The organism is Acidimicrobiales bacterium (genome assembly GCA_041394265.1).
GTDB lineage: Bacteria > Actinomycetota > Acidimicrobiia > Acidimicrobiales > SZUA-35 > JBBQUN01.
This window is the reverse complement of record JAWKIO010000006.1, coordinates 398,172-410,579: the sequence shown is the minus strand read 5'-3', so window position 1 is coordinate 410,579 and position 12,408 is coordinate 398,172. Positions and strand designations below refer to the sequence as shown.

Genomic DNA, 12,408 nt, shown 5'->3' with positions numbered 1-12,408 from the left:
ACTGGGCGTGGCTAGCGTTCGGGCCATGCGAAACGACACGGCGTGGCATGCCGTCGTCGAGCTCGCGGCCTCTCGACACGGCACCTTCCATGCATCCGAGGCCGCCACTGCAGGAATCGAACAGCGCCGGCTTCGTCGGGCAGTCGAGCAGGGCCAGCTCTTGCGACCTCACCCCAGGGTCTACCTGCTGCGTTCGGCGCCGCCGACCCAGCGACAACAGCTCCACGTCGCCACCCTGGCCACTCGGCAGGATCATCGCGACGGCACGTCAACTGGCGGGGTGCTCTCGCATGGTTCGGCGGCGGCGTTGCACGGGCTGATCCCGGAGCATCCGCCGACGCCATCGATCTGGCTCCCGTCGAAGGCCAAGACCAGCGTCAGCGGCATCGACATCCGTCGAAGCGCAGCGATCGATCCGGCGCGAGACGTGACTGCGGTCGACGGATTGCCCGTCGTGAGCCGCGCCGCTGCGGTCTGTCAGCTGGGCTGGGACTCACCTCATCTGGTGGAGCGGGCGGTCGACGAGTTCTCTCGCACGTCGTCGATGGCCTGGCTTCGAGAGACGGCCGATCGACATCGTGCAGCCGGAAGCCGAGGTGTGGCAGCCCTCGACCGTGTGCTCAACGACCCGAGGCGTGCGGACGGCGTCACCGATTCCTGGTTCGAGCGAGTCATCGAGCGGCTGCTCCGTCATCGTGATCTGCCGCCGATCGAGCTCCAGTACGAGGTGGTCGTCGACGGGCACGTCTACCGGATCGACGTCGCCATTCCGAACGTACTCATCGGGATCGAGGGCCACAGCCAGACCTTCCACTGGGGCCCGAAGGTCGTCGACGCCGACAACGTGCGCGACATCCACCTCGGCAGCGTCGGCTGGCGGATGTTCTACGTCACGTGGTGGCAGGCCCACCACCCCGACCGATTCGTCGACCACATCGTCGCCGCCGCCCGGTTCCGAATCGACAACGGCCTGGTGGCCTGACCGATGGCCCAGCCCAGCCCAGATGGGACAACACCGACCACGAGCGGTCGGTTTTGTCCCATTTCGGAGTGGAGGGTCCTCGGGCTGAGGTTGCTCAGACGTTGGCGATGGGGGCGATGATCTTCTCGGCAAGTTCGGTGGCCTTTGCCTCGGCGCCCTCGGCGCCGAGCAGGAGGAACGCCGGGAGGATGGTGCGGGTCACACCGATGCTGGCGAGTTCCTGGGCGGCACCGACCGGATCATCGCCCATGATGCCGGGGTGTGCGGCGGTCATCTCGATGGCGAGCGGGTCACGCCCGGCGTCGGCGGCACTCTGGTGGACGATGTCGAACAGCTCGCGCAGCTGACTGATCGAACCCTTGCCGGGGAAGAAGCCGTCGCCCAGACGTCCGGCGCGGCGGGCGGCAGCCTCGGAGTGGCCCCCGATCACGAACGGGACCGAGCGGGTGGGCTTCGGGTTGGAGCTGACGTTGGTGAACGACACGAACTCGCCGTCGAAGTCGGCGTCGTCGCTCGCCCACAGGGCACGCATGGCGGCGATGTACTCGTCGGTGCGCTTGCCCCGAGCGGCCCACGGCACGCCGAGCGCATCGAACTCCTCCTCGAGCCAGCCCACCCCGATACCGAGTTCGAGCCGACCCTTGGACAGGTGGTCGAGGGTGGCGACCTCCTTGGCCAGCACCACCGGATTGCGCTCGGGCAGGATCAGTATCCCGGTACCGAGCACGAGCTCGGTCGTGTGGGCGGCGACGAACGCCAACCAGATCAGCGGGTCGGGGATGGCCGAGGTCTTGTCGCCGGGCATCTTGCCGGTGGGTGAGTAGGGGTAGGCGGAGTCGTACTCGGTCGGCCAGATCACGTGCTCGACGGTCCAGAGCGATTCGATGCCCGCCCGTTCACACGACTGAGCGAGGTCGACGAGCCCCTCGAGGTTGGCGAATGGTCCGGTGTTGGCGAAGGCGAGTCCTGTTTTCACCCGGCCGAACGTAGCCGCGCTGCATCGATGGGGCGAACGGGTCCAGCCGTATCAAAGGGGGCGAACGGGTCGAGCTGACCGGAAGTGCGGCGCAGGGCGAAGCGTGCGAGTCTGAGCCGGTGAAGATTCGCGTGGGGTACGGACTCGGGACACGAAGTGAGACGAACGATCAGGACCGCTTCGGCGAACTGGTCGACGCACTCGAACGGGAGCGATTCGACTCGCTCTGGCTGTCGGAACGGATCACGGGCGAGTGCCCCGACCCGCTGGTCGGCATGGCGTTCGCCGTGGCCCGCACGAAGAAGCTGAAGGTCGGCATGTCGGTCATGGTGCTTCCCGGGCGCAATCCCGTGGTGCTTGCGAAGTCGCTGGCGAGTCTCGATCGGTTGTCGAACGGGCGGCTGCTGCCGGCCTTCGGGCTCGGGGTCGCCAACTCGGCCGAGCACCAGGCGTTCGGCGTGGAGCGGACCGATCGCGGTGGTTGGTTCAACGAGGCGTTGCCGCTGATGAAGCGGCTCTGGGCTGAGGACCACGTGTCGCACGCCGGCAAGCGCTTCACCATCGACGACGTGACGATCAGGCCGAAACCCATCCAGTCGCCGATGGACGTGTGGCTCGGCGGCATCGCCCCGCTCGAACTGAAGCGCATCGGGCGGATGGGCGACGGTTGGCTGCCGTCGTTCTGCACGCCGAAGCAGGTCTCCGAGGCCCGGGTCACGATCGAGGCGATCGCCGCCGAGCACGAGCGCGAGATCGACCCCGAGCACTTCGGGGCGCTGATTCCCTACCGACGACCCGGCGAGCCGGTGTCCGACGCCATGACCGCGATCGTCAAGGCTCGCAATCCCGACGCCGAGCCCTCCGACATCGTCCCCGACGCCGAGCAACTACCGGCCGCCATCGGCCGGTTCGTCGACGTCGGCTTCTCCAAGTTCGTCATCATCCCGGTCACCGAGCCCGACGACTGGTCGAGCGAACTGGCCGACCTGGCCAGCATCGTCCGCCCCTTGGAGACCTAGCAACCAAGCGCAACTTTGGAGAGTTGATGCCGCTCAGAGGTGTCAACTCTCCAAAGTTGCTGGGGTTTGGGGTGGGTCAGCGGTCGAGGACGGTGAGGTGGCGGACCTGCACCCGGGCGGTGGCGGGGTCCTTGCCGGCAACGTGCACGGCGATCCGACCGCGGCCGGGCTCGCCGAGGCGGACCGACACGGGGTCGCCGGCGGTCGAGCGAACCACTCGCAGCGGGCAGGCGAGGAGGTGATCCGGGCTCGAGGAGATCGACACTCGCCACGGACCGGGCCCGGGGGTCGGGTGTTCGATGAGCACGGTCGAGTCGGCGGAGCCCGTGATGCTCGATCCGGTCGAGGCCCGGCCACTGCGCCGTTCGGGTTCGTCGATTGCGACGGCCCACACCCGGTGGCTCTCGAGGTCGACCATGACGATCCGGTGGTTGCCAGCGTCGGCGACGAGCAGGAGGCCCTCATCGAACTCGATGATCGCCTCGGGCTGATCGAGCCCGGCGACACCGAGCGTGGTCAGCTTGCGGTTGCGCAGCACTCGGAGGCGATGATTGCCGGTGTCGGCGATCGCCACTGACCCGTCGGCCAGCGTCGCCAGGGCCATGGGCCGGTCGAGCACCGCCGAATCGGCCGGTCCGTCCACCAAACCGGCCTGGTCGAGTCGACCGCCGGTGACGGTGTGGATCGCTCCATCGTCGGTCAGCAACCGCAGGCTGCTGGAAGCGACATCGAGGAAGGTCAGGCCACGTTCGGCGCGAGTCACGGCAATCGGCTGGGCGAGGTCAGCTCGACCGGCCGGGCCGTCGGCACAGCCGGTGCGTCCCGACCCGGCGATGGGACCGAGTGTGCCGTCGGCACGCCGGCGGAACAGCTGATCGGCGCCGGCGTCGGCAATGACGAGCGAACCGTCGGCGTCGACAGTGAGGCCACGAGGTCGAAGGAAGCCGTCGACCAGCACCTCGGGTTCGACCCCGTTGGCGAGCGACAACTCGTCCTGTACCAGCCGCATCACCCGACCGTTCTTCGGTTCGGACACAGCGAGTGATCCATCGGGGAGTTCACAGACCTGCGATGGACGATCGAACCCGCCGTGGATGCGTCGGACACGAGCGGTCGTGGCGGCGGCGTCGAGTTCGACGATGAGCACCCGGTCGTTCCCGGAGTCGGCGATGGCCACCCGTCCGTTCGACAGCAGACACAGTCCGCCGGGCCACGACAGGCCACGATCGGTCGAGCGGCGATTGGGCGTCGGGGTGGGAAGCGGGCGCAGGTGATCGGCGTCGGGCGTGGGGCGCTCGGCGACCGCAAGCGACTCGGCCAAGCTCACCGCCTCGAACAACACGTCGAGGTCGTCCACGCCCTGGCTGATACCCAGAATCTTGCCCTTGTGGTCGATGACCACGGTCGACGGCCAGCCGCCGGGGGAGTAGCGGGCCCAGGTGGTCAGATCCGGATCGTGGACGACGGGGAACGTGACGCCGGCCCGGTCGAGGACACGGTTGACCGCTTCGACGTCTCGCTCGGCGGGGTGGCGAGGGCTGTGGACGGCAATGATGGCCAGTGTGTCGCCGATGTCGGCGCTCAGGTCCTCGAGTTGGCGCAGGCGCACCCACGACGCCTCGCTGCTGATCGAGAAGAACACGATGATCGAGACTCGTCCGGCGAGATGCGCAGGCCCGAGCGGCCCGGTGGTCAGCCACTCGCCGGAACCGATCGGTGGCGCTGAGAAGGTCACCCGATGCCCGTCGGCAGCAACGACGCAAGATCAAGCAGAACGCGGGACGAACAGCACCGAATCTCGACCAGCATGGGCCGAACGGCCCACGAAACGGAACCGGCGACCGGACCGCGGGCTCGTTTCTCGACTGCTTTCGTCGGGGTGAACTGTGCACTACCTTCGGGGGCGCCTCGGGCCGCCAGGTCGCATGAGCCCACCGACACCGGAGAACTGCTGTGAAGGTCCCACTGACGATCAACGACTTCCTCGATCGCGCTGCTGCGGTCTATCCCGACCGTGTCGCGATCGTCGACGAGCCCGATCAGCCGGCGCCGTCGCTCGGACGACTCACCTACGCCGAGATGAACGACATGCGGCGCTCGATGGGCGTGGCGATGGACGAGCTCGGACTGGGTTTCGGCGCTCGGGTGGCCATGGTGTCCCACAACGCCGGGCGCATGCTGGCGTCGTTCTTCGGAGTGTCGGGCAACGGGCGGGTCTTCGTGCCGATCAACTTCCGCCTGTCGGCGCCCGAGGTCGAATACATCGTCGAGCACTGTGGCGCCGAAGCCCTGCTCATCGACCCCGAACTCGCCGATGATCTCGCCGGGATCGAGTGCAAGCACAAGTGGATCATCGGCGAGGAGTCCGACGCCGTGTGGTTCGGCCGTGAGGGCACGCCGGAACCGTGGACCCCCGACGAGGACGCCATCGCCTCGATCAACTACACCTCGGGCACCACCGCCCGACCGAAGGGCGTCGAGCAGACCCATCGGGCCCGCTGGACCAACGCCGTCACCTTCGGTTGGCATGCCACGGTCACCGACCGCGACGTCTACCTCCACACCTTGCCCATGTTCCACTGCGACGGCTGGGGCATGCTCTACACCGTCACCGGGATGGGCGTGAAGCACGTGGTCTTGCGCAAGGTCGACGGCGCCGAGATCCTGCGTCGCATCGAGGCCGAGGGAGTCACGCTGATGTGTGGCGCCCCGGCCGTGGTGGCGGCGGTTCTCGAGGCCGCCTCCACCTGGGAGGGCGAGATCCCCGGCCGTGACAAGGTGCGCATGGTCGTCGCCGGCGCCCCGCCGCCCACCGCGGTGATCGAGCGCATGGAGCGCGAGCTGGGCTGGGAGTTCATCCAGATCTACGGCCTCACCGAGACGGCGCCCCTGCTCACCATGAGCCGTTCGCGCCAGGAATGGGACGACCTGTCCGGACTGGAGCGGGCCCAGAAGCTGAGTCGAGCCGGTGCGCCCACCATCGGCATCACGATGGGCGTTGCGGCCGACGGTGAACTCCTCGCTCGGGGCAACCACGTGTTGCAGGGCTACTGGGAGAACCCCGAGGCCTCCGCGGAGGCGCTGCGTGACGGTTGGTTCCACACCGGCGACGGTGGCCAGATGGACGACGAGGGCTACTACTCGATCACCGACCGCAAGAAGGACGTCATCATCTCCGGCGGTGAGAACGTCTCGTCGATCGAGGTCGAGGACACCCTGTTCTCACATCCCGACGTCGCCGAGGTGGCCGTGATCGGTGTGCCTCACGAGAAGTGGGGCGAGACCGTGAAGGCGCTCGTCGTGCTCACCCCGGGCAGCACCACCACCGAGGCCGACCTCATCGGCTTCTGCCGGGAGCGGATCACCCACTACAAGTGCCCGACCTCGATCGAGTTCCGCGACGCCCTCGAGCGCACCGCCACCGGCAAGCTCCAGAAATACAAGCTCCGGGCACCGTTCTGGGAAGGCCGCGATCGGATGGTCAACTGAGACCCCCATTCCGGGCCGCGCTTGCGATCGTGCTGCTGGCCGGTGCCTGCTCGTCTCCGCTCACCGAAGACGACCTCGTCGAGGCGTATCAGGCGAGCCATCCCGAGGTGACCGACGACCAGGCAGCCTGCGTCGTCGGCGCACTCGTGGATGCCTTCGAGGTCGAGGGCGTCGAACTCGAACTGGAGGCGCCGACCCCCACGGCCGCGTTCGGCGAAGCCCAGTACCGAGCGCAGTTCCACTGTGGTCAGACCGGCGACGTGCACGATCAGCTCGTTGCCATGCTGCTCGAGCGAGACCTCGAGGCCGATGCCGCCGACTGTGTCGCCACTGCGCTGGTCGACCAGATCGATGACGACGATCTCGACGTGCTCGTCGGTGGAGAGCTGACCGACCAGTTCTTCGACAAGTACTTCACCGCCACCTACGACTGCGGCGCCCTCCCCGGCTGACCGCCAGACCAAGGAAGCTCATGGACACCGCCGCTGCCTCGACGTTCATCGCCGACCGTTGGGCGAACGACCTCACCCCTCAGCTCGAGGCGTACATCGCCATCCCGGCGTTGTCGCCGGCATTCGATGCCGACTGGGTGGCCACGGGGCACCTGCAGGCGGCGGTCGACCACATCACGGCATGGCTCGAATCTCGCCCGGTCGCCGGTGTCCGCCGGATCGAGGTTCGCACGTTGCCGGGGCGCACCCCGCTGATCCTCGTCGAGATCGATCCCTTCGGTACCCCGGCCGTCGACACCACCGTGATGCTCTACGGGCACCTCGACAAACAACCCGAGATGGTCGGCTGGCGCGACGATCTCGGCCCGTGGACCCCGGTGATCGAGGACGGACGCCTGTATGGCCGGGGCGGTGCCGACGACGGCTATGCCGCCTTCGCCAGTCTGACCGCGATTGAAGCGGTCCAGCAGTCCGGCGGATCGCACGCCCGCTGTCTGCTGCTCATCGAGGCGTCCGAGGAATCGGGTTCGCCCGACCTGCCGGCCCACGTCGATGCGCTGGCCGATGAGCTGGGCGACGTCGACCTGGTGCTGTGTCTCGACTCCGGCTGCATCGACTACGAGACGCTGTGGCTCACCACGTCGCTGCGTGGCATGGTCGGCGGCAAGCTCGGCGTGCAGGTCGTCACCGAAGGCATCCACTCCGGAGCAGCGAGTGGCGTGGTGCCCTCGTCGTTCCGCTTGGCTCGCCAATTGCTGGATCGCATCGAAGACGCCGCCACCGGGCGGGTCCTGCTCGACTCGGCATGGTGCGAGATTCCTGCCCATCGAGTCGCCGAGGCCGAAGCGCTGGCCGACGAACTGGGGGAGGGCTCGATGGAGCCGTTCGCCACGGTTCCGAGTCTCGAGCTGATGAGCACTGGTCCGGCCGACGCCCTGCTGGCTCGCACCTGGCGCCCCGCGCTGTCGGTCACGGGCGCCGACGGGCTGCCCTCGACTCGCTCGGCCGGCAACGTGCTGCGCCCCGAGACGGTCCTGAAACTGTCGTTGCGCCTGCCGCCGACCGTCGACCCGAGCGTGGTCGAAGCCGAGTTGGCCCAGGTGCTGACCAGTGACCCGCCATCAGGTGCCATCGTGACCTTCGACGGGGTCGAGGCCGGTGCCGGGTGGAATGCTCCCGATCTCGCCCCATGGCTGGCCGACGCGCTCGAAGCGGCGTCGCTCGCCAGCTTCGGCAAGTCCATGCAGCGCTTCGGCGAGGGCGGCTCGATCCCCTTCATGGGCATGCTCGGTGAGCGGTTCCCCGACGCCCAGTTCGTCATCACCGGCGTCCTCGGCCCGGAAGCGAACGCCCACGGACCCAACGAATTCCTGCATCTTGCCTACGCGGAGAAGCTGACCAACTGCCTCGCCGCTGTGGTGAATGCCCACGCAACCAGCCATCGGAGTCACCAATGAACGCCCAGAACACCAACAACGAATTCGACGGTCGGGTCGCGATCGTCACCGGATCGTCCAGCGGGATCGGCGAGCAGACGGCTCACCGTCTCAGTGAGCTCGGAGCCAAGGTCGTCGTCAACTCGGCGTCGTCGGTCGAGGCGGGCGAGGCCGTCTCGGCGGCACTGCCCGGCGAGAGCATCTATGTCCGCGCCGACATCGCCGACCAGGCGCAGGGCCAAGCACTCCTCGACGCCACCGTCGAGCGGTTCGGACGGCTCGACTACCTGATCAACAACGCGGGCTGGACCACCGTCGTGCCCCACAAGGATCTCGAGGCGCTCACCGACGACATCTTCGACAAGACCTTCCAGGTCAACGTCTACGGCACGTGGTGGCTGACCAAGGCCGCCATGCCACTGCTGAAGTCCAGCGACGACGGTGCCGTCGTGAACATCACCTCGATTGCCGGCGTGCGCCCGGTCGGCTCGTCGGTGGCCTACGCCATGACCAAGGCGGCGCTCAACCACATGACGGTCCTGCTCGCCAAGTCACAGGGTCCGGTGCGGATCAATGCGGTTGCCCCCGGACTGGTGGCCACCCCGTGGACCGAAACCTGGGGGCCGCTGCACGAGTCGGTGGCGGCAACCGCACCGATGGGGCGGTCGGCCACCCCCGACGACTGTGCCGAAGCGGTCCTGGCGCTGTTGCGCAACAAGTACGCGACCGGCCAGATCTTCGTCGTCGACGGTGGCTCGACCCTTGTGGGTTGAAACTCTTCGGCCCTGGGGGCCTCTGGAGTCTCTTGGAGTTGCTCGCTGGCGCTCACAACTCCCAGCCGCGGGGCGGCGCGTTTAGCGCTTGACGCCGAGATCGACCGGGCGGGAGGTCTCGGCGTAGAAGTCGTTGCCCTTGTCGTCGACCACGATGAACGCCGGGAAGTCCTCGACCTCGATCTTCCAGATGGCCTCCATCCCGAGTTCGGGATACTCCAAGACCTCGACCGAGCGGATCGAGTCCTTGGCCAGACGAGCGGCGGGGCCGCCGATCGAGCCGAGATAGAAGCCGCCGTGCCGCTTGCAGGCGTCGGTGACCTGCTGGCTGCGGTTGCCCTTGGCGAGCATGACCATCGAACCGCCCGCTGCCTGGAACTGGTCGACGTAGGAATCCATGCGGCCGGCCGTGGTGGGGCCGAACGAGCCCGAGGCGTAGCCGTCGGGCGTCTTCGCCGGACCGGCGTAGTAGATCGGGTGCTTCTTCAGGTACTCCGGCATCTCGTCGCCGGCGTCGAGGCGTTCTTTGATCTTGGCGTGCGCGATGTCGCGTCCGACCACCAGGGTGCCGGTGAGCGACAGGCGGGTCTTCACCGGGTGACGGGAGAGCTCGGCTCGGATGTCGGCCATCGGCTGGTTGAGATCGATCCGCACCGTCTCGCCACCGAGGTCGTCGTGGGTGACTTCGGGGAGGTACTTCGCCGGGTCGGTCTCGAGCTGTTCGAGGAAGACGCCCTCGGCGGTGATCTTGCCGAGCGCCTGGCGATCGGCCGAACAGCTGACGGCCACTCCCACCGGGAGCGACGCTCCGTGGCGGGGGAGACGGATCACGCGGACGTCGTGGCAGAAGTACTTGCCGCCGAACTGGGCGCCGATCCCGAACGACTGGGTGAGCGCGAGCACCTCGGCTTCCATCTCGAGATCACGGAAGGCATGACCCGACGCCGAGCCCGAGGTGGGCAGGGAGTCGAGGTAGCGAGCCGAGGCGAGCTTGGCGGTCTCGACCGCCTGTTCGGCCGACGTGCCGCCGATCACCAGGCCCAGGTGGTACGGCGGGCAGGCGGAGGTGCCGAGCAGACGCAGCTTCTCGTCGAGGAACCGCTTGAGGCTGGTCGGATTGAGCAGCGCCTTGGTCTCTTGGAACAGGTAGCTCTTGTTGGCCGAACCGCCGCCCTTGGTCATGAACAAGAACTTGTAGGCGCTGCCGGGCACGGCCTCGATCTTGAGTTCGGCCGGCAGGTTGGTGCCGGTGTTCTTCTCGTCCCACATGCTGAGGGGGGCCATCTGGGAGTAGCGCAGGTTCGACGACTGGTAGGTGTCGAAGATGCCCTGGGAAATCGGTGCCTTGTCGTCGCCACTGGTGAGGACGTACTGGCCTTTCTTGCCCTTGACGATGGCCGTGCCGGTGTCCTGGCAGCCGGGGAGCACGAAGCCCGCCGCGATGTTCGCGTTCTGCAGCAACTCGGTGGCCACGAAGCGATCGTTGGCCGATGCCTCCGGGTCGTCGAGGATCTTGGCCAGCTGCGCCAGGTGACCGGGCCGCAGCAGGTGCGAGATGTCGCGAATCGCCGTGGCGGTCAGCAGACGGATTGCGTCGTCGCTGACCCGGAGAAACTCGGTACCACCGAGGTCGACGACCTCGACGCCCTCGGTGGTCAGGAGCCTGTAGGGGGTGGTGTCCTCGCCGAGCGGGAAGACGTCTTGATACGCGAATTCGGCCATGCCGCCAACTTATCGCGGCCCCCGGGAAGACCCAGCGATCAGCGAGTGCGCACGAACATGGTGGCGGTCGTGCCGGCGGCGAGGAGCCACAAACCCGAGAGCAGCAGGATCATGGACTCGTTGCCCGTGACCGGCAGCTGGCCGCCCTGGGGCTGCGCCGGGGCGGGCGATGGCTGCGACGGCGTCACCACCGGGCCGGCAGGCTCGGGCTCGGGGCAGGTGCCGTCGGCGTTGGGGGTGACAGCGGTGCCGTCGGACCCGAGACACTGCGGGAGGACCGGACCCGACGGCGGGCAGCTTCCGTCGGCCTGGGGCTCGGTGGCCGTGCCATCGGCCCCGACGCACTGTGGCGCCGCCGGGCAATCACCGTTGGCGTCTTCCACGACATTGGTGCCGTCGGCATTGGTGAGCGGGTCGCCGTTGGCGTCGACGCACACGGCCGGCTCGGTGGGGCACGTGCCGTCGGCGTTGGCATCGATGGCGTCGCCGTTGGCGTCGGTGCACACCGGCGGGGTCAGGCCCTCTTCCCAACACAGCGTGACACCGGAGGCGTGGACACTGGCGGGGGTGGGGTCGAAGGGAAGGTCGGTGCGGTGATGGGCCCGAACAGCGGCGGCCGGCTCGGGCAGCGTCACGCTGCCGAGGGCGCCGATGTATTCGGCTCGCCGCACGCCGTCGGCAACGTCGGGCACGGCGTCGGAGGTGGCGATGACCTCGCCGTCGGCGTTGAGGAACTCGAGCTCCCAGCGCTCGCTGACCTGGGTGGGCGTCAGCTCACGGTTGGGGTACTCGTCCCACGAGATGGCCTCGGGGATCACGATCTCGCCAGCGGGCAGATCGACGGCGTGGCTGGGCGAGTACTCGATGGGGCCCTGCAGCAACGCGTTGTCGAGATCGACGGTGACACACAGCTGTGAGTCGCTGAACGTCGGCTGGAAGATCGGCTGTGCTGCCGCGCTCCCGACGCCCACCACCAACGAAAACGCTGGAACTGCTGCCAAGACAAGCGCGCGTCGCGCTGTCGATTCACCCCACATGTGCGCCTCCACACCATTGAACAAACCAACAGTATGGACGCTCGATGGCGCATTGGCGGGCATGTTCGACACAAATCGTGAGGCTTTCACCCCTCGTGGTCGGCCCGACGCGCAGCGTCCGGCGATCGGGCGCCGAGCGTGGTTTAGGAGGTGCTCGACGCGTCGCCGAGATCGAAACCCGAGTCGTCGGGCGGCAGGGCGGCGGCCACGGCGGTGCCGCGTTCGGTCATGGTGAACATGCGTCTGGGCGGACCTCCCGACGCAACGTCGCTCGATTCGAACGAGGCGATCAGGCCGCGCTCCTCGAGTCGCTCGAGGCATCGATAGACCGTCGAGTACGCCATGACCGGCGCCCCCTCCGAGCGGTCCTTGAGTTGCCGGGCCAGGAGATAGCCGTGGATTTCGGTGACGCCCTGTTGCTGGAGCTGCCAGGCAGCGCGCAGGGTGCGTTGTTCGTTCGGGACCAGATGGTCGACACTTCGTCGTCTCATGACTTCAAAAAGTGTATGCCTTTGACGCCGC

General features: G+C 67.7%; 11 protein-coding genes. 6 read left to right on the top strand and 5 right to left on the bottom strand.

What is annotated here, in order from left to right; genetic code table 11:
* The first annotated feature begins 25 nt into the window (after nucleotides 1-25).
* Complete coding sequence (locus R2733_26190; protein MEZ5380012.1) at nucleotides 26-982, top strand: type IV toxin-antitoxin system AbiEi family antitoxin domain-containing protein; 957 nt, start codon at nucleotides 26-28, stop codon at nucleotides 980-982.
* Between the two features lie 94 nt (nucleotides 983-1,076).
* Here R2733_26190 and R2733_26185 read toward each other — a convergent pair whose 3' ends face one another.
* A complete protein-coding gene (locus R2733_26185; protein ID MEZ5380011.1) occupies nucleotides 1,077-1,958 on the bottom strand; it encodes an LLM class F420-dependent oxidoreductase in 882 nt (293 codons plus the stop codon).
* A 119-nt stretch (nucleotides 1,959-2,077) separates the two neighbouring features.
* Here R2733_26185 and R2733_26180 point away from each other — a divergent pair, with 119 nt between their 5' ends.
* Entirely contained in the window at nucleotides 2,078-2,977 is a 900-nt protein-coding gene (locus R2733_26180; GenBank protein MEZ5380010.1) for an LLM class flavin-dependent oxidoreductase, read from the top strand.
* A gap of 76 nt (nucleotides 2,978-3,053) precedes the next feature.
* Here the strand turns inward: R2733_26180 and R2733_26175 are convergent, their stop codons facing one another.
* A complete protein-coding gene (locus R2733_26175) occupies nucleotides 3,054-4,712 on the bottom strand; it encodes a hypothetical protein (protein MEZ5380009.1) in 1,659 nt (552 codons plus the stop codon).
* Between the two features lie 218 nt (nucleotides 4,713-4,930).
* On the opposite strand from R2733_26175, the gene R2733_26170 reads away from it, so the two are divergent.
* Genes R2733_26170 through R2733_26155 form a run of 4 tightly spaced genes read left to right on the top strand, consistent with a single transcriptional unit; the run spans nucleotide 4,931 to nucleotide 9,127 of the window.
* Nucleotides 4,931-6,466, top strand: a complete 1,536-nt coding sequence (locus R2733_26170; protein MEZ5380008.1) for an AMP-binding protein — start codon at nucleotides 4,931-4,933, stop codon at nucleotides 6,464-6,466.
* Between the two features lie 29 nt (nucleotides 6,467-6,495).
* On the top strand, nucleotides 6,496-6,918 hold the full coding sequence (locus R2733_26165) for a hypothetical protein (protein MEZ5380007.1): 423 nt from the start codon (nucleotides 6,496-6,498) through the stop codon (nucleotides 6,916-6,918).
* Nucleotides 6,919-6,938: 20 nt separating this feature from the next.
* A complete protein-coding gene (locus tag R2733_26160) occupies nucleotides 6,939-8,375 on the top strand; it encodes a M20/M25/M40 family metallo-hydrolase (protein MEZ5380006.1) in 1,437 nt (478 codons plus the stop codon).
* Nucleotides 8,372-9,127, top strand: a complete 756-nt coding sequence (locus R2733_26155) for an SDR family oxidoreductase (GenBank protein ID MEZ5380005.1) — start codon at nucleotides 8,372-8,374, stop codon at nucleotides 9,125-9,127. Before R2733_26160 ends, R2733_26155 begins: the two co-directional genes overlap by 4 nt.
* 81 nt (nucleotides 9,128-9,208) lie before the next feature.
* Here R2733_26155 and R2733_26150 read toward each other — a convergent pair whose 3' ends face one another.
* The 3 genes from R2733_26150 to R2733_26140 form a co-directional block, all read right to left on the bottom strand.
* Nucleotides 9,209-10,849, bottom strand: a complete 1,641-nt coding sequence (locus R2733_26150; protein MEZ5380004.1) for a fumarate hydratase — start codon at nucleotides 10,847-10,849, stop codon at nucleotides 9,209-9,211.
* Nucleotides 10,850-10,887: 38 nt separating this feature from the next.
* Nucleotides 10,888-11,850, bottom strand: a complete 963-nt coding sequence (locus tag R2733_26145) for a hypothetical protein (protein ID MEZ5380003.1) — start codon at nucleotides 11,848-11,850, stop codon at nucleotides 10,888-10,890.
* 179 nt (nucleotides 11,851-12,029) lie between these two features.
* Nucleotides 12,030-12,377 carry a PadR family transcriptional regulator gene (locus R2733_26140; protein MEZ5380002.1) on the bottom strand — a complete coding sequence of 116 codons (348 nt, stop codon included), beginning with the start codon at nucleotides 12,375-12,377 and terminating at the stop codon, nucleotides 12,030-12,032.
* Nucleotides 12,378-12,408 lie beyond the last annotated feature (31 nt).

What these genes read in the sequence shown, in the direction of transcription:
- R2733_26190 (MEZ5380012.1), top strand. Translation starts at nt 26, where the DNA reads ATGCGAAACGACACGGCGTGGCATGCCGTCGTCGAGCTCGCGGCCTCT.
- R2733_26160 (MEZ5380006.1), top strand. Translation starts at nt 6,939, where the DNA reads ATGGACACCGCCGCTGCCTCGACGTTCATCGCCGACCGTTGGGCGAAC.
- R2733_26155 (MEZ5380005.1), top strand. Translation starts at nt 8,372, where the DNA reads ATGAACGCCCAGAACACCAACAACGAATTCGACGGTCGGGTCGCGATC.
- R2733_26150 (MEZ5380004.1), bottom strand. Translation starts at nt 10,849, where the DNA reads ATGGCCGAATTCGCGTATCAAGACGTCTTCCCGCTCGGCGAGGACACC.
- R2733_26140 (MEZ5380002.1), bottom strand. Translation starts at nt 12,377, where the DNA reads ATGAGACGACGAAGTGTCGACCATCTGGTCCCGAACGAACAACGCACC.